This is a genomic window from Azospirillum aestuarii, from assembly GCF_016632405.1.
GTDB lineage: Bacteria > Pseudomonadota > Alphaproteobacteria > Azospirillales > Azospirillaceae > Azospirillum > Azospirillum aestuarii.
Genome location: NZ_JAEPIV010000029.1, coordinates 35,618 through 52,707, shown reverse-complemented (window position 1 = coordinate 52,707; position 17,090 = coordinate 35,618). Strand labels below are relative to the sequence as shown.

General features: G+C 66.2%; 15 protein-coding genes. 2 read left to right on the top strand and 13 right to left on the bottom strand.

Annotated elements, in window-relative coordinates; translation table 11 throughout:
- Positions 1-99: 99 nt before the first annotated feature.
- The 7 genes from JJL56_RS28155 to JJL56_RS28125 form a co-directional block, all read right to left on the bottom strand.
- Positions 100-666, bottom strand: coding sequence for a hypothetical protein (locus JJL56_RS28155; protein WP_200487119.1), 567 nt, complete (start codon positions 664-666; stop codon positions 100-102).
- 35 nt (positions 667-701) lie between these two features.
- The gene (locus JJL56_RS28150) at positions 702-1,676 is read right to left on the bottom strand and encodes a RepB family DNA primase (RefSeq protein WP_345772654.1); all 975 of its coding nucleotides are present in this window, start codon (positions 1,674-1,676) and stop codon (positions 702-704) included.
- Positions 1,677-1,765: 89 nt separating this feature from the next.
- Positions 1,766-2,206: a hypothetical protein gene (locus tag JJL56_RS28145; RefSeq protein WP_200487118.1), complete on the bottom strand. Its 441-nt coding sequence runs from the start codon at positions 2,204-2,206 to the stop codon at positions 1,766-1,768.
- Between the two features lie 7 nt (positions 2,207-2,213).
- Positions 2,214-3,182 (bottom strand): single-stranded DNA-binding protein, encoded by a 969-nt coding sequence (locus JJL56_RS28140; RefSeq protein ID WP_200487117.1) that lies wholly within the window; start codon positions 3,180-3,182, stop codon positions 2,214-2,216.
- 83 nt (positions 3,183-3,265) lie between these two features.
- Positions 3,266-4,396 carry a hypothetical protein gene (locus tag JJL56_RS28135; protein WP_200487116.1) on the bottom strand — a complete coding sequence of 377 codons (1,131 nt, stop codon included), beginning with the start codon at positions 4,394-4,396 and terminating at the stop codon, positions 3,266-3,268.
- 14 nt (positions 4,397-4,410) lie between these two features.
- The gene (locus JJL56_RS28130; protein WP_200487115.1) at positions 4,411-4,845 is read right to left on the bottom strand and encodes a hypothetical protein; all 435 of its coding nucleotides are present in this window, start codon (positions 4,843-4,845) and stop codon (positions 4,411-4,413) included.
- A 402-nt stretch (positions 4,846-5,247) separates the two neighbouring features.
- Positions 5,248-6,849, bottom strand: a complete 1,602-nt coding sequence (locus JJL56_RS28125) for a hypothetical protein (RefSeq protein ID WP_200487114.1) — start codon at positions 6,847-6,849, stop codon at positions 5,248-5,250.
- A 1,378-nt stretch (positions 6,850-8,227) separates the two neighbouring features.
- Here JJL56_RS28125 and JJL56_RS28120 point away from each other — a divergent pair.
- Complete coding sequence (locus JJL56_RS28120; RefSeq protein ID WP_200487113.1) at positions 8,228-8,722, top strand: lysozyme family protein; 495 nt, start codon at positions 8,228-8,230, stop codon at positions 8,720-8,722.
- A 196-nt stretch (positions 8,723-8,918) separates the two neighbouring features.
- Here JJL56_RS28120 and JJL56_RS28115 read toward each other — a convergent pair whose 3' ends face one another.
- The 6 genes from JJL56_RS28115 to JJL56_RS28090 all read right to left on the bottom strand — a co-directional run bounded on the left by JJL56_RS28115 (position 8,919) and on the right by JJL56_RS28090 (position 15,840).
- The gene (locus tag JJL56_RS28115; RefSeq protein ID WP_014242707.1) at positions 8,919-9,467 is read right to left on the bottom strand and encodes a hypothetical protein; all 549 of its coding nucleotides are present in this window, start codon (positions 9,465-9,467) and stop codon (positions 8,919-8,921) included.
- Positions 9,464-9,661 (bottom strand): hypothetical protein, encoded by a 198-nt coding sequence (locus JJL56_RS28110; protein ID WP_041814770.1) that lies wholly within the window; start codon positions 9,659-9,661, stop codon positions 9,464-9,466. Before JJL56_RS28110 ends, JJL56_RS28115 begins: the two co-directional genes overlap by 4 nt.
- Positions 9,662-9,955: 294 nt before the next feature.
- Positions 9,956-12,880 carry a zinc dependent phospholipase C family protein gene (locus JJL56_RS28105; protein WP_200487112.1) on the bottom strand — a complete coding sequence of 975 codons (2,925 nt, stop codon included), beginning with the start codon at positions 12,878-12,880 and terminating at the stop codon, positions 9,956-9,958.
- A 508-nt stretch (positions 12,881-13,388) separates the two neighbouring features.
- Positions 13,389-13,934 carry a hypothetical protein gene (locus JJL56_RS28100; protein WP_200487111.1) on the bottom strand — a complete coding sequence of 182 codons (546 nt, stop codon included), beginning with the start codon at positions 13,932-13,934 and terminating at the stop codon, positions 13,389-13,391.
- Between the two features lie 76 nt (positions 13,935-14,010).
- On the bottom strand, positions 14,011-14,535 hold the full coding sequence (locus tag JJL56_RS28095) for a hypothetical protein (protein WP_200487110.1): 525 nt from the start codon (positions 14,533-14,535) through the stop codon (positions 14,011-14,013).
- A 60-nt stretch (positions 14,536-14,595) separates the two neighbouring features.
- Positions 14,596-15,840, bottom strand: coding sequence for a hypothetical protein (locus JJL56_RS28090; protein ID WP_200487109.1), 1,245 nt, complete (start codon positions 15,838-15,840; stop codon positions 14,596-14,598).
- Between the two features lie 482 nt (positions 15,841-16,322).
- On the opposite strand from JJL56_RS28090, the gene JJL56_RS28085 reads away from it, so the two are divergent.
- Positions 16,323-16,631 (top strand): hypothetical protein, encoded by a 309-nt coding sequence (locus JJL56_RS28085; RefSeq protein ID WP_200487108.1) that lies wholly within the window; start codon positions 16,323-16,325, stop codon positions 16,629-16,631.
- Positions 16,632-17,090: the final 459 nt, after the last annotated feature.

The window sequence follows — 17,090 nt, the reverse complement described above, 5'->3', positions numbered from 1 at the left end:
GCTGGCCACAACCGTCCCACCGATCGGCGCCGTCTTTGATCTCGCCGGCGGTCTCGGAAACGGAGACTTTTGACTTTTCAGCTGTTCTGCGCCTGGGAGTTATTCCCGCGCCGCCTTCCGAAACAGCCAAGCCGATGTGAGCCATAGCGCGGTGAAAAAACCGTTCAAGAAAATGGCAGCTCCTGGCAAGTCCGGCTCGACGGAACCCGATCCAGTCACCAAGGCGATCATGCCGACCAGTGCCTGAGCAAGCGCCGTAGCGGCCAACACTCCCGCCATGCCAAGGGGCTGGAAGCGCACAATGAAGGCGCCGAGCGACCCGAACGCGAGCACGCCGGCATACATCAGGTTGGCTGGGTTCTCCTCAGACCCGATGATGCCGACGGCAAGGTTTATCCAAATGAGGATGAATGCCGCCACGACCGCAATGCCGATAGCGGCTCGGTAGGCGCCACTCCCCGTCATCCTTGTCGTCAAATCATAGACGCCGCAAGCGCCGAACAGCATGGCGCCGAAGATCGCGAAGTCGGTCACGTCCCAGACCACGTCATCGGTGAAGCGCATTGCGATCAAGGGAAGCAACAACATGAGCGCCGCGATTCCCCAGGGCGCCATCCTCCAAATACGCCCGCGCCGGCCGCCGCCACTGTCCGTGTTTCCCGTCAAGGCCTTGCCTCCCCGCGCAGCCGTGGCCTTTCCCGTCAGGGCCCCTTCTGCTCCGCTTGGATCAGCAGGGACGCCTGCACCGAGGTGAGCTTGGTGTCGATCAGCGACGACAGTTTGCTGTATCGCTGCAGCTGCTGCTCAATGTGTCGACGCACCTCCGGGGAGGCGAGCGCGTCGGCCACCAGCGAGGCCAAGTACGGCTTCACGGCCCGATGCCGCCGGACGAGGTCGGGAGACCCGGCCCGGATGATCGCGCGCACGCGGTCCGGATCGGCTCCGGCCTTCAGCGCCGCGACGGCGACGACGCGGTCGACGGCGTCCGGATCGGTCAGACCGTAATAGCGCGCGATGGCGGCCTGCTGCTCGTAGACCTGCCGGGCCTGCTCCTCGGCGAGCGGGCCGTTGTACCCCGCGATGCCGTCCAGCTCGCCGATGGGGTCCACAGCGCCTTCGTAGGCCATGCTCCGGCTGTCCTCGACCCCCTCCACGACATCCGCGGCCCGCTCCAGAAGCATCCGGCCGGCCGGGGCGAGTCCGCCGTCGTCGGCATACAACTTGACCGGTGGCCCGCCGGAGAGCTGCCTCTTCGTCCCGACGACCATGCCTCCGCGCTGCCAGTGCACGGCGCGCGGGTCCTGGCCGGCGATGGCCGTCACGAGCCTGGCGGCGGCGGTCAGGACGCGTGGCGCCGTGCCGAGCGGGTCCCCCTTGGGGGCCAGACGGACGAAAGCGTCGTAGCGGGCGGACCCCCGGACCACGCAGGCCGGCTCCAGACCCGCCGCGGACAGCTTGGCCAGGCCGGGCTTGGTGACGCGGCTGATCACGACGAGACCGTCCGGCGCCTCGGGTGCGATGCTCACGTCGTAGCCGCTGTCGCTCCACTCCCGGACGAGGCCGACGGTGAACGCCGCAGCGGGCAAGCGGCGGCTCATCCGGCGCTCCGGATGGAAAGGGTCGGCCAGCCTGACCAGGAGTTTCTCCACCCGCAGGGCCGCGACCTGCTCCGGCACGCCCAAGCCGGCTCCCGGCCGGCGAAAGGAGCGCGCCGACGCAAAAGGCACTGCGGTCTGTTCACTCCCAAACGCCCTGTCCATCCCCATCACCAGTCGTCCGCCAAAGCCTCTGCCGTCAGCGACGGCTCGATGTGTCCCGGGAAGGCGGCCACCACCTGCAACTCGTGCGGCGGCGCCACGCGCAACTGCACCAGCCCCATCGCGGCGAGCCCCGAAGCCGCCCGGGTGTGCGCAGCGGCCGACGTCAGGACGTCGCCGCTGTACCGCCAGTATGCCACCACCGTGTGTTCGCCCGCCACCTCACCGTTCGGCGCGGCCCGCGCCCCGGTCCCGAGCAGGAACGCATCGATGTCCTGAACCAGGGCGGAGGGCTCCAGGCGGTCACGGTAGACGGCCACGCAGAGGAAGTCGGAAAAACCGCTTCTTCGGCGCGCCTCGCGGGCCGCCTCGAGCGTGCTGCCGCCGTCGACGTGGTCGACCAGCCCCGTGCGGGCGCCCGGATCGAAGCCGACCACGGTCCACATCATGGCCGGGTCACGCGGCCGGAGCCACGCGGCCGGCCAGATCGTCGGCCATGATCCGGGGAGCGAAGTCCTTGCCGTCACGCCGCGTGGGCATGTACTGCAGGCGCGCGTCGGTGATCTCGACGCGCACGCCGTCGTTGACGAAGCCGTTCGCCTCGATGGCCGCCCGGTCCCACACCACGACCTCGTGGCAGGCCCGACTCTGTCTGCCGTCCGGCGCCTCGACCACGGTTTCCAGATCGAAGGCCAGATAAGCCGCCTTGTCGCCGCGGCCTTCGCTGAAGCGCGGATCGCCGTGGACGACGCCTTCCAGATGAACGCGGTTGCAGTCCTGGACCCCCTTGGCCTCGTCGTCCGGAATCCGGCCGATCGAGCCGAAGTCGGCGTCGACCTTCACCCGGACACGCTGCGGGTCGCGGTCGCCTTCCCCCGGCTCGTAAGCGATCCGGCCATGGACCCGGACGATGTCGCCTTCGCGGAACTCGTCGCGAAGGTCGGTGGCGAGATCCCCCCAGACGCTGATCGGGTGGTAGCCCCGGATGTCCCGGTCGGCGCCCTCGAGCTGGACCTGGGTGTGCACCGACAGCCAGAGCGACGCGACCTTGCGGCCCTGGCTGTAGGTCGGCTCTCCCGCGACAGTGCCGACCAGTTCGATCTCGCTGCGCCCCGGATCGGTCTGCGTCCGGTCGTCGGCACGGCCGCGGTCTCCACGACCTCGCCCGCTGCCGCGATCCTCTCCGCCGCGGCCACGATCGCCCCGTTCGTTCCGGTCGCGGTCGCTCCGACCGCGTGCGCCGCGATCCTCCGCGCTGCGGCCGTGGTCGCCTCGATCGTTCCGGTCTCCCCGCCCTCGGTCGGTCGACCGACCGGAGCGGTCGTCGCCTCCGCCGCGCGCGCTCCGGTCGGCGCCGGAACGCTCCCCCGCACGCCCGTCATCGCGCCGGTCATCTCCCCGGCGGTCACCGCGGCCGTATCCCATGTCTTGCCTCCAGCTCATAGAATGGACGATGGAGGCAGCGTAGCGACGCAGGGATTCGCCGTTCGAGCACCCGCGTGCACCGGTCAGCGGACACGCCCTTCCCGACGTTCCCGGCGTGGCTGCGAGGGTGTGCCGGCACGCTCCGGTGGCATCGCGGCGGCCATGCGTTCCACGCGCGCGCGGATGGCGTGCACGAGATGATCCGCGTCTCCGGCGGGGAAGGTCCGATCCACGGTGTCGGCCAGAACGGCGAGTCCGTGACGGCGGGCGGCGCGGTCGCGCAAGGCTTTCGCATCGGTCGCGCTTGCCCGGGCGGCCTCCCAGCTCAATTCCCCGGGATCGCCGAAGGCCAGCGGGCGATGGGCGGCGTACCACGCCGCCAGCTTCGGGTCTTCCGCCGCCATCGCGTCGCGGGACCGGGCGGCTGCGGTGGGATCGACGGGGTGACCGTCCCGACCGGCCCGCGCCCGCTCGATGTAGCCGGACCCCCACGCGGCGGTCCAGTTCGGGACGCGGCGCTGCAGGTTGTCGAGCTCCTTCATCAGCGGCGGCTCCGCGTCCGGGCGGTCGCAGCGCCGCTCGGCGCTGACGTCGAAGCCGCTGGCCCGGGCGTTGCGGGCAAGGGCCGCGCGCAGGGCGTCGAGGACCAGGCCGTCGCGATCGAGGCGCAGCGGAGCGTCGGGCGGGGTGCCTATCACCGCATGGACATGCGGATGGTCGGCGTGATCGGTGTGCAAGGCCCAGAGCACCGTGTTGTCCCACACCGCCAGAGTCTCGCGGATCGCCGAGGCCACGGCGATCTCCACGCGCGGGGCGTCGGCCGGGTGGTCGACGGGAACCGTGAAGACCAGATGGCGCGCGCGGACCCGGTGATCATCGGGGCCCTCCATGGACGGCCAGGACGCCAGAACGGCGTCGATCTCCTGCGGCGGGACCGGGCGGCTCCACTCGTCGAAGACGGCGACGGCATCGCCCGGACGGATCACGCCGCCATCGGCAAGGGCGGCCTTCTGCTCCGCGGCGAAGTCCTCGGGGGCCAGCCGGTCGGCGCGCGCGATGTAGTCCACCAGCCGCGCCACCGAGGCCCTGGTGCGGCGTCCGGCACCGATCGACTTGACGACGCAGGGCCGCAGGCCGCGCTGCTGCGCCCCGGCGGCGATGCCCGCCCGCTCGAGAAGGGCCGCGCGCAACGCGCTTTGCAGGTTCAGGCTCACGTTCGGTCTCCTGATCAGCGGTGCGGCGGACGCCGCACGTAATCGCGTTGCGGCTTCGGCGAAAGACCGCCGGCGCGCCGGAAGCGCTCGGCGGTGCTCGTCACCGCGCCCTCGGACGACGGTGGAGCGGGCGGTTCCGGTGGGCGGTCCGAGGTCATGGGCGAGGTGACGGGTTTCGGAGAGCGACGTCCGAGAAGGTGGGACAATGGCCCGAGGACGTCCCGCTCGATGGCGACCAGCACGCCCTCGATACGAAGCCCGCTCACCTCCGCCGAGGGCCGCGAGCCGCGTTTCTCCAGATGAACGTCCCGGACGAGCTGGTTGAGGTTGGAGCAGGCGCCCGTCACCTGGGCGAGGATGCTGCGCAACGCCTCGGTTGCCGCCGGGGCCAGAGGCGGCGGCGCCGAGCGTGCCGGCGCGGGGTTCGTGGCCGGGGATCGCGTGTCCATGGGCCCGTCCATCGCCGCGCAGTCGGCCTTCACGATCGCACGGAGGTACCCGCTGACATTGGGCTTCCCATCACCGTCTAGAAAGCCACGCCGGCACGCCGCGTCTTTGAGCTGAGCCCGCTCGCTCGGCGAGATCCGGAACTGCACCAGCTCGTTCCGCTGCTCGCCGCGTGGCAAGGGAGGCCCTTCGGGGCGGGCGCTTGCACGACTGTAATGTGTTGTCACGACATGCACCTAATCTTGCCTGCACAAATCGTCTGTCGCATCGACCGCCTTGGGGTTGGGCGTCCACGCCGCAATCCCGGGTTACGGTCACCGCACCCTAGAGTCCAACCTTCGCGCGCCAACGACAACCCAGTGTACGGGCGGCGGCGGAAAATGCATCCGGTCGCCACCCACGGCTCAGAAATCATTCGGAATCCAGACCTGCCCCTTGGTCAAAGGCACGTCCGGAGGGACGGCTTCCAGAGCCGGGTTCAGGTCGTAGATGCGCTCCAGCCGGACGCCGTGCCTTTGCGCCGCCCGCGCCAGGGTTTCGTCGTCCCGGATGTCGGCCACGCGCCGCCGGGCGTCCGCGCGCGGCTTGACGGGGGCCGCCTTGGGGCCGCTGGAAGCCGTCTTGGGCGGGTCCTTCGGCTTGTCCGGCGCGGGTGCGGATGCGGCGGGCAGCCCGGCCAGACGCTTGGTCAGTTCCGTCTCCGCCGCGCTCAGCCGCTCCAGCGTCCGGCCGGCCTGGTCCAGCATGTCGGCGAAGCGGCGCACGGCCTCGGGCTCGACCGAAGGGGGCGGCGCCGCCGGCACGGCGATGAAGGGAGGCGACGCTGGAGGAGAAGGCGGTGCGGCGTCCGGCGGCGGCAACGCCGGCGGTGGCGACGGCGAGCGGTCGACCGGCTTGGCGTCGGCCGCGGCCTTTTCCGCAGCCGGTGGCGGTGGCGATTGCCCTCCGAAGGCCGGCGCTGGTGACGCCGGCGCGGCGGGTGGCAACGAGGCCACCTCGATGGCCGCCGCCGGCGGTGTTGTCTGCGGAGCCGCGAGGCCGGGAAGCACACTGCGACCGGCATCGCCCTCCCCTCCGGCGGACGACAGCCCAAGCAGCATCGGCGCCTCCCGGCTGTCGGCTTCGCTCGGCGGCGCCGTGACGCCGTTGCTCTGGGTCATGACGACGCCGAGGATGGCCATGGCCGCGGTGCTGGCGATAAGGACCATCGCGGCGTTCCTGGTGCCGCGCAGAACCGCCTTGCAGAAGCGGTCGACCCTGCCGCCCAGCTTGGACTGCGGTGAGGTCGGCGGCGTTACGGGCCGATCGGCGCGGACATCGGTGCCGGCCCGGCCGGCGGCATCCGGAGCGGACTCCATCCCCGGTATATCCCCGGCACCCCCAAAGCGGGCGCTCGGCGCCCCATGAACCGGCGTCGCCATCGTCCGCACGGAGGGATGCTCCGCCGCCATCCGTTCCGCCTGGAGCAGGCTTTGCCGCGCCGCCTCCAGAACCCCCTCCAGCTCGGTGATCCGCGCGTGCGCCGCGCCGAGCGCCTGGTCGGCCACCGTCAGGCGGCGCTGCAGATCGCTCGCATGGGCGGCGTTCTCCTCGCCCCGGCGCCGGACGTCGGCGAGAGCCGCCGCCTTCTCCTCGCTCTGACGCCGGGCATCAGCGAGATCCGCCGCCATCTCGCCCAGGCGGCGCTCCAGCTCCTGCAGCGCGCCTGGCGGATGAAGTTCGACGTCGCCCGGCCCGTCCTTCAGCAGGGCCGTGACCAGCAATCGGACGTTCGCCGCCCCGTCGCGCACCAGATTGGCGGCACGCACGCTCAGCGGGTCGCCGACCACGGCCAACCCCTGATCGGCGGCGAGCAGGTCCAGCAGACCGGCGGCGTCAGCCTCGCGGTTCTCCCGCGACAGTGTGGCGAGGCGCTGCGCCATCTCCTTCGCGGGAGCCGTTCCCTTGAAGTTCAGGCGGTGAATGCCGCTGTCGCCGTCGTCGGGCGGTGGACGCGGCGCGTCCATGGCCTCCGGTGAACGTGATGATCGCTTTGCCATGTTGGGGCTGTCTGAAGAACCGATGGCAGTACGGTAGCCGGGGTCGGCATGGGCGTTCGAGCACCGGCGGGAGGCTGGGCGCCCAATTTTTCGAGCTGGGCGCCCACTGGGCGCCCGAGCATAGGGCCCAAATCGGAAAAACTGTTTCCAGTCAGTGGGTTGCTCTTGGGCGCCCAACATTCCGAAGCGGGCGCCCAGTGGGCGCCTGAATGAAGAGGTTGGGCGCCCAGCCTCCACGCACGGAAGGCTTTTTCAGGCTCTGCGACCAAGGGAAGGCGCCCGCCTTGGGGATGGATGGGGGAAACGGGCGCCCACCTTGGCCACGCCGTCGGCGCGGGGGACGGAGAGCAGGTCGCCGGGACGTCCCTTCGGCAACCCGAGCGCGAACACGGGGCGGCAGAAGTCTCCCGTCGACGCGGGCGGCGGAAGCGGAAGGCGCTGAGCGCGCCCCGGCGGACGGTTGAGGACGTCCTGCGGACGTCCGGCGGATGTCCGCAGGAACGGACCAGGCTTTCCAACGAGCCGTGTCGTGGAGCCGGTGGCGTGCCGGGCGGACGGGAAAGCCGCACACCGGGACGGCGGACCGGAGGGCAAGGCGATGCCGCACAGCCCAGGATAGCGGAAGTGGCCGAACGCCCGGGGCAGCCGGCGGCCCGGCCCAGGCAGTGCGGCAGCTCCATTTTCAGGGCTTTGGGACGCACGGGGATGGAAACGTTCCGGGCAAAAAGCACCCCTGGCGGCGTCGCGGAACGGCCGCGGGCGCCCGCCTCGCCCGGAGCCGACACAAGGGCGGAATGCGGGGCGCCCAATGGGCGCCTGGACCTCCCGAAACGGGCCGGCGACGGAGCGTTTCTCCGCCGACGGTCCGTCCCCCGCCCCGTCCCGCCCCGTGATTGGGCGCCCAACATTCCGACGTGGGCGCCCAGTTTTTCGACCTGGGCGCCCAAGCATCCGGCCAAGATCGCAAAAGGCGTTTCCGATCATGCGGTTACCTTTGGGCGCCCAATTTTTCGAGCTGGGCGCCCACTGGGCGCCCGAGCATAGGGCCCAAATCGGAAAAACTGTTTCCAGTCAGTGGGTTGCTCTTGGGCGCCCAACATTCCGAAGCGGGCGCCCAGTGGGCGCCTGAATGAAGAGGTTGGGCGCCCAACTTCTCAGTCTGGGCGCCCAACCCGAAACGCTGGGCGCCCAGCGTCGTTTGCCGGGCGCCCAGTGTTCGAAACCGGGCATTTTTACCGAGCGACGCCCGGTCAAGCATCCAAGCCGACCGCTGGGGCTCGATTGGCGGCCGCAATGACGGGCATGGTCGACGAAGCCACCTCACCATCCCGGACCCCGACGTGTCATGGTGCCCTTGACCGCCGCCTGCATTGCCGCCGTTGCATTCACCTACGCGCCGCTGCTCGGCGATCCCCCTTCCCTGGTGGAGCAGGACCTCTACACGCTCTTTGGTGCCGAGCGCGGCCGCGTCGGCGAGTGCGTTCCCAACAAGGACCGGAAGACCGGGAAGATCACGTCGTGGGACTGTGGACCGTTTCAGATCAACACCGGGAACGGCCCAGCCCTCGCCAGGCTCTTCGGCACGACACCGGAGGAGGCCATGCGCCGGGTGACGAACGACGGGTGCCTGAACGCGCATGTCGCCGGCTGGCTGCTCGTCGAAAAGCGGCGGGCGGCCAAAGGCGACCGGCACGACGCCCTCGGCCGCTACAACAGCGCCACACCGGGGATCAAGGAAGCCTATCAGGATCTGCTGGAAAGGAGACGCCGGCAGCTGTTCGGAGACGCGGCCATTCCCGCAGCACGGGCCGACGGGACCACGCCCGGTGCGGCCCGTTAAGCGGGGTGTATGGATCTGCGCCTCATGGCAGTACCTCGCCCTTCAGGATCTCGGTCAACCGCATTCGGCTGCGCGCTGATGCGCTCCACAATGCGCCGGGCGCTGAGCTGAGCGGTTCCCCCGGATCATCGGCCGGTCGGCGCCGAGCGGCACACCGACACGGCTGAAATCAGGGCCGACGTCGCAGGTCCGAAATTTAGGACATCAGGGCTTTTAACCAATCGATAATCCGGTTGACCGGATTGGGAGTGCTGAAACCGACCACGATGAGGATCGTCAGGGCGATCGAGAGGAACCAGCCGTACACGCTGGCCTTCACTCCCGCCCAGGTCCGTGTGCGTCTTTCGACATGGGTGATGATGTTGGTCTGCAGCGTCGCCAGGTTGCCCGACACCTCGTCCAGCTTCGCCCAGATCGCCGTGCGCTGCAGACCGGGCTTTTCTGCTTCGAGGATCTTGGAGCTGTACTCCTGCAACAGCGTCCGCGCAGCGCGGCGCAGATTGTCAATGGTGTTCGAGCCCGGGTTGCGCGATGCGCCCGGCTGAACCGGTAGACCGCGCTCGCGATCCTCGGTGATGCTCTGTTTATAGAGAGCATACGCGAGCAGCCCTTCGATGTCCTTCGGGTTATCCCCCACGAAGTTCCGAAAGGCTTGGCTGAACGTGTTGGGCGGGGTAGCGGCCGGCGAGCCGTCCTGGTATGCCGGCGTCGGGTGATCCGGCGCCGGCGTAGTCCGGTCGGTCATGCAGCTCGGTCGTCGTGCTTGAGCCTGATGGCGTCCTGATATACGTCGTCGCGCACGATGGTGCGCCGCTTGCCGTCCACCACGATGGTGCGAACGGGCGGCAACGGCACGTCGCTGGAGCGCTTCATCGGCTTCAGTTGGACCTCCGGCTTCTTCCCGAACAAACCCGTGATAAACCTCACCGCGATCTCCATCGGTCAATCGACAGCACTTCATCATACCATAACATATGGCGCATGACTCTGGGCAAGTCATACCTCTTACACGCAAGAGGAATGATGATCATGCTGGCCGCCCCCCGGACGAAGGCCCGGCTTGCTTCCGGATGTCGGCATGGGCGGCGCTCCGTCGGGCCCGGCCCATCGCCCACCATTCCTCCGCGGTCAAGTCACAGGGGCGCGCGATACCGGGAAGATGAGCCACGAGCATGCCGCACTTCGGACAACGCTCACCGGTATCAGGCACCACGCCTCGGGGCACGATCAGGATCAACGTGCGGAGGCAAGCGCGTCCGCTGGCGCTTCATATGGCTTCCAAGGCAATCGCGGCGACCAAACGAAGGCATCCCGAGCGATCCCACGCCGAATGGCAATGTCTCTCGCCTCATCAGCCCTTGCCTTCGAAGTGCAGGCAGCGGCCATGACCGTCCAGTGCCGGTTCGAGTTCCGCGGTTCCCAGACCTCGACTGTCTGGTCTGGATAGCGTAGGTTGATCTCCTCCGCATGCCGGCTAGCAGCATTCCTTGTCAGGAAAGATCCAACGACTGTCCAGTGCGGCTGTTCAGCGATTGGCTGTCCGCACTGGAAGTAGCGACCTCGATAGGTATTCCGGTCAGAAAATGCGACATCGTACGACGGCCGCGAGGCATCGACGGCGAGCACGCAGGTGGTGTCCCTTGTCCTCAAGGTTCCATTGATGTCTTGCGTCGCAGGAAAAGGGTTATGTGGACATTCCGGAAATTTATACGCTGACCACTGTAGTTCACTACGCTCCCCCAGGGCACCGAGGACCCCTTGGGGGAATAAGGCAAGGAAGACGCGCTCACGCAAGAATGGATCGACCCAAAAACGGAACCCCTTGGTGTGATCCTGATGATAGTCGTGGCCATAGTGCAACTTCTTGGGAGACGGCGAAGCCACGCCAGTTCTCCTTGGCCAAGGCAATCCATAGGCCTGCCACTGGTGATTGCCATCGATACTGCGCACCATGTCGAACAGCAGGGTAAAGTTTCCAGGGACGTCTGGATAAATCCGGTTGCCGTAAAGAGGTGAGCCCTCAATGCCCGACAGATTCCGGGCAAGCTTGTTGAGCTGGTCGTGGCCTAGCAAGGTCATCTTGGCCAGCGTCACTGAGTGGCGGAGAGGGGCGAACCGGTCTGGATCGATCCGACCATCAATCAGAGCCAGATCTTTTTCGACAAAATCGTTCACATTATTAAAAACCAACAGGCCTTTACCGGAAGAATCCCCTGAGAAGACTTCGACCAGCTTTTCACGCGTCGCGTTTTCCGGGGCCGACAGCAGGGTCAGGAAGTCAGCTGTTGACCGGTTGGTTAGGAACTCGACAAGAGTGAATTCCGCCTTCTTGAGCTCCGGTTCGAGGCGCTTCATCACCAACTTCTGGGCCTCGCGCGAAGGGGCCACGACCCAGCGCAGTAGTTCCGGAAGCGAATCAATGGCGCGGTCGAACTCTCCTTTAATTCGTTCGATACCTTCCCGAACCAGACACCCTGCTTGCCCAATTTCTTTAGGCTGCGCAACAAACACTTGACCATAGCAGCGATACCAATCCCAGTATTCGCTGACAGGGTTGCCGGAGTTCAAAAGCATGATCGTTCCAACTTTATGGCTAGACTTTATGTATTCCTCGGACGCCACGCCGATATCCGCCTTCCAATTTCTTAGGAAAAGCGTAACAAGATTGTAGCTGTCGATTGCCCGTTTGATCTCGTCGATGGTGGCGCCTACCACGTCGAGCTCTCGCCTGATGCGGTCAACGACCTTCTCGGCTTCGGCAACGGCATTGCGAGCTTCTCGCGTGGCGACCTCCTGAAGGTCGAGATCCACCTTTGCAGCGGAAACTGCCGCTTCGTATGTACCATCGGCGAGGCCACGGACTGCTCTGTCATGGGCATCTTTTAGGTTGTTGATCGCTGCTTGCGTCTCGTCACGCAGACGTTCGGCATGCCGTACGGCTTCCTGGGCTGCGGCTTCGGCCGCTTTGAGCACGTTCAACTGACCTCGTAGTTCGTTGATTTTATCGTTCAGCTCATCGCACTCCGGCAGCACACCACCGATGATGTTACACACCAGCTTGCCAAGCTTACCGACCAAGCCGTCAATCGCTTTCTGGATATCGCCTCCTTTACCGGCAAGATCGCTGCTTGCCTTAGCCAAGGCGACTGTCGCATTGGATACAGCGTTCGTCTGGATGTCCAACAACGCTAATTGGGGATTGATGATCTCGGGGTATTTGTTGACTAGGTCTCTTGCCTCGTCTAGTCCCCCAAGAGCGGCCTCGTAGGCCTTACGGCGAAGTTTCAGAGCCTCCTCGTGTCCTTTCAAGATCAGTTCAGCCGCATCGAGAGCCGTCTTTCCCGTCGCAAGGTCGAGTTGCAGATCCAACTGCTTCTTAAAGTAGTCCGCGCCCCACCCGGTGATTCGCCCGACTATGTCTTGAGTCAGATTGTCGGCATAGTCGACCGCAGTCCTGACGTCAAACATGGCGGCGAGATGCTGTCCGGTGCTCAACTTCCTGTATTGGCTCGCGACCGCCGAGTTCAAAATTAAAGCATCGCGCGAAAAGCTGGTCGCCGTTCCGAACCCCGAAGTCCAAGGCATTGGATTGCCTGCGCCATCGCGCAAGTCCGGCGTCAGAGATTCGATGTATTTCTCAAGGACGAAGTGCCGTCGCTCGACCTCCACCTCGCCGTCAGTCAACTCGAAAATGTCTCCTGCATATGCATTGACATAAGTATGAGCAAAAATATCTCCGGCCGCGTGAGCGGCAAAGCCGTAGGCGAAGGCAATCTCCTCCGTATTCTTCGCCGCCCAAAGAATTTGTTTGAGCCAATCGTCCGTTTGCCAACCTCCAGCAATCCCTGGGTGCGTGGTAGTTTGTCCGACGATAGGATCTGGAAATACGTCTGGCCCCAAGCTGCCCATTCTGTAGCGCTCTGGGTGAGATCTCAATGCAGCGGCGACTTCTTGGGGAACAGGATACGATTGCCCACCCAATGTAACGGCACCGTCGCCTTCAACATCTTTGATGACCTCTTGCGCGATCCAGGCATGGGTTTTGAGCCCCCACGCCAATGCCTGCTCATGCTGGAGAATAAAAAACGCACATGCAGCAACGATAATGACGCGCTCGAATTGTCTTTTAAGAGATTTATGCATGACGCCCTCAATCATGATAACGATTGCTGCAGAGCAGGAGCAGGAGCAGGAGCAGGAGCAGGAGCAGGAGCAGGAGCATTAGGCTAGCATTGTAATGCTCAACGCGTGAGAAGCCTGCCTTCATCTCGTAAGGCAGGTTAGTCCAATTTTGGAGGCACGCCATCAGCATGCACAGATAACATTTACTAAGAAAGTGGAAATGAGTGGTAGGCAAACTTACTATTGGACTTGCAATTTTTACTGTGTTCGACACCTACCCACGTCGAGCATACTATAGTATGCGAGAACGCATACTACGGCGCCCCTGCAAAGGCACAGTGGGTTGAGGATGCGTCCGGTCCGAATGCCTATCTGAATTTGATCCTCCGGCACGAGGTCGGCCAAGGCTGAGGCCTTGAGGTGAAGGAACCCGCGCTCAGCGGTCAGGTACTCAGCACCTCGTTGCCGCGCACCACCAGCACGTAAGGAGGCCGGTAGCATGGCAGGTCGAATTGCTTTTCGAGCGCATCCGGTACCGAAGCGATCATCGCTCTACCATCGGCGGCCGGACGGGTGATGGATGGACACCGGTGCCGCAAGGAGCTGTGCCGTCGAGAGGTGACCGCCCAAGACTCATGAGCGAGCGGTTGGCCATCTCCAGCATTTCCGGCAGTGACCGGACACGGCCGTTGATCTTGAACAGCCCGGGCCCGGCGCCGACGATGGTGTGATCGCGGCTCATCAGGTGGCGGCGCGCCTGATCGACGATGCAATCGGACACCGGTGCCGTGACGGACGCGGCACGACGCATCCGCCCGCCACTCCATGCGGTCCAGCAAGCGTCGATGCGCAAGCGGCGCCTCCCGCCTGTTCGGCGCTCGACCTTGATGGTGCCGTCGTCTTCGAGGCTTTGCAGGAAACGCACGACCGGGGTTTCGCCGCAACCGACGACGTCCGCAAGCGTCGCCATACCCGGACAGGGGCGCTCGTCCCGGGCGACGGCCCGTAGATAGTCCAGCAGCAGCGCCCTGTCGGCGGCGGACAGCACCCTGATCCTCGGCGTCGAGGGCCGTGCCGGTTGATCGTCCATGGTACGCCTCGCTTCTCGTTCGTGGCTTGTCTTCGGTGGCGCGCCCCTGCGACAGGGCAATCAGGCGATAGGGACATCAGGCGTCCGGCCGCGGCGTGGGCTCGCCTTGCCGTGCGGCAAGGCGGGTCAGGGCGCCAAGACAAATGGTCACCGCCGCGGCATGCGCCGCCTGTGCGACGGCATGCTCCGCGTCCGTGAACGCCTCTTCCGGAGCCGATCCGAAGTGGACGCGCGCCGCCTCGATGTCTGGACGCGGAGCCGCGCGCAACGCGGCGAACAGCGAGCGGACGGACTGGAGCATCTGCGCGCGGGTCATCCAGGCGCCGGCCGAAGGCGTCGCGCGCAACGTCGCGGAGAAGGCCTGGGCTGATTCCATGATCGCGCGAAGCAGCGCACCGTCACCGACGTCCGGCGCCTGCCCCATGCCGAGTTCGTCGGTCGCCGCCTGGATCTCGGCGGGCATGGCCCGGCCCATTTGAAGAAGGAAGCTGAGGATCTCGGCCACCACGGGGTTGGCGTCCGGCGGATGACCCGCGGCAGAGTCCGGCGCGCGCTCGCAAGGGCCCCGAAAGGCGCTGTCCGGGGGTGCGTTCATCGGCATGGCGACCACTCCTTCGCTTCCCGTTTCATGCTGTTCCGGCCCCCTCGTCGGCCGGCTGGGTCATCCGCCGGCTGAAGCACCAGCATAGGAAAAGAGGGGAGACACCTTCGAGCACTCGCCATCCGAGCGCAGTGCCTGCACGGCTGCGGCGACGATGCCGGGCGCAGCCGCCTGAAAGGCAGCCATCACCGCGGCCGTCACGCGCTGCTCATCGAGCCGGCTCGCCGGCTCGGCCGCAGGCGCCGAGGTTCGGGCCGCCTGCGCCGGCGAATGGGTGACGGACCTGTCGCCCTGGACGGCTTCCAGGGCGGACAGGAGAGCGTGGCGCAGTTCCACATCCCCCACCGCCAATCCACGCAGAATCCCGTCATGCAGATCCGGAGAAGCCGTTTGCAGCACCGACACCGCCAGACTGCCCCGCCCCCGATCGCCGAGCAGACGCCCGGCCCGATCCAGCAGCGTCTGGGCGCGGCGTTCCGTCCTGGCGTCGGAAATCGTCCTGGCACCGGCGATGGGAAGCATGAACGACCGCTGGGCATCCGGCGGGCCGTTGCGGGCCTTGGTCCGCCGCTTCGCGCGCGCGGGGTTAATCCCAGGGTTAATACAGGGTTCGGGTGACACGGCTGTCACCCTTTCCGGAGCCGTTCTGTCACCCTTAACGGTCAAGCCTGTCACCCTAAGCCCGTCGAAGGCCACGTTACGATCGGTGTTGTCCACAGGGAGACGGGTGATGGCGGAGATGTCCACAGGCGCCGAAGCGTTCAGGGTGATGGAACTGTCACCCTGAACAGCAGCGGTGATGGTTGGAGCGACACCGCTGTCACCCTGAGGGCCGGTCAGGGCGACAGCGGCATCACCCGGAACCTCGTGAGGTGAGGCGATGGCAGGCTTCAGGGTGACAACCCCGTCACCCTGATCCGGATCGTCATCGGCATAGCCGAGCTGGGCGAGCCGGCCCCGCAGATCCCGCTCGACGTCCTCCAGCCACGCCAGATTGAAGGCAAGCTGCGCCGTGTCCTTCCGGCCCTGACCGCCGGGCTTGATCACCATCAGCACACCGGCCGCCTTCAGCTCGGAGCGGGCGCGCTGGACGGTTCTTCCGGATTCTCCCAGCGCTCCGGCCAGCCGGTCCACGCTGATCCAGGTCAGCAGCAGACCGGACGACGTCCATATCCGCCGGTTGACCTGCTCCAGCATGACCAGGCCGATTCGGCGGTCCCGGTCGGCCAGCCCCGGCGCCAGCAGAATCGCATGACGCAGCCGTCCGACGACCGCGCGGAACGTCTTGTTGCCGTCGGCGCTCATAATGCCTCCGGAGGAACTTGGGGTAGCCACCTCAACCGTTGCAACTCGCGCTCCATCGCGATGCAGGCGCACTCGGCGTCCGACGGGGACAGCCGGGCGGGATCGAGCCCCATGCCGCGCAGCCACCGGTCGGGCGAATCCCAGGACCGGGACAGCGGCGCGATCCGACAGGCCCCGCGCAACCGCAGCCACACGGCATCGACGCGGCCGTAAGCATCAAACATCGGCGCCCCCTTTTGTCGGATTGCGCCGGGGGCCGTCCATGATCGGACGCCCGGCATGCCGAAGACTCTGCGCACCACGTCGAGCCCCGTCGGACCACAGCGCCTTGCCGCGCCGAACCGACGTCGATGACGTGCATCACTGGGCCGACCGATCGGGGGGAAGCGGGGGCGCGTTTGAAATCTCCCCTGTCGCCACCACCTTGGATAAGGTACGTTTGAGGGGTATCTGCGCGTCGTTGAGGGTTGAGGAATCGACCGATGAGCAAGGACAACAGCGAGGTTCTGGCAAAGCTCGATCAGCTTACCACGCTGTTCGTGAACGAGTTCAACGGCCTCAAAACCGACGTGTCCGGTCTCAAGGCCGACGTGTCCACCCTCAAGACCGACGTGTCCACCCTCAAAACTGACGTTTCCGGCCTGAAGGCTGGACAGGCTCGCCTTGAAGAAGAGATGCGGAAAGTCAAGGAAGTGGTGGGCGTCACGCGCATGCAGGAGATAGCGCGGCTCGACGGTCGGATCGATCAATTGACCTTGGAAGTCATGCAGATCCGAAATGCGGCCGAGTAAAAGGGGGCTTCGGCGCCACCACGCACGCTGAGCGAAAACCGGATCATTGCCCACCCGGGGGGCCGACTCGATGAACGGTTGCGCAGGCCGGACGCGATCGTTCGGGCCTGCGTGACCGTGGCCGGCTGAGCCGCCCGGCTCCCCCACATATTGCTGCGCCGCACCCGCTCCCGTCATTCCGTCAACTCCTCGGCGCGCGCCGGCCAGGGCTGCCCTCGCCGGCAGTCCGAAGAGGGCGGCGAACCGTGCTGTGGACGTTCGGTTGGAGTGCTTGCGGTCTCACTGCGGTTTGCCTCGGACGTTGCCCCCCATCCCGGGGTCGCTGACCGGCTCGGAGCAGATGGGGAAGGCGTCATCCAAGGCATGGTCGACAAGAACGTTCCCCTGCCCTTCATGACCGACCACCGTTGAGGTCTCCTGCGCTGCCCGTCGAAAGTAGGTGACGACAAAGGCGCGGAT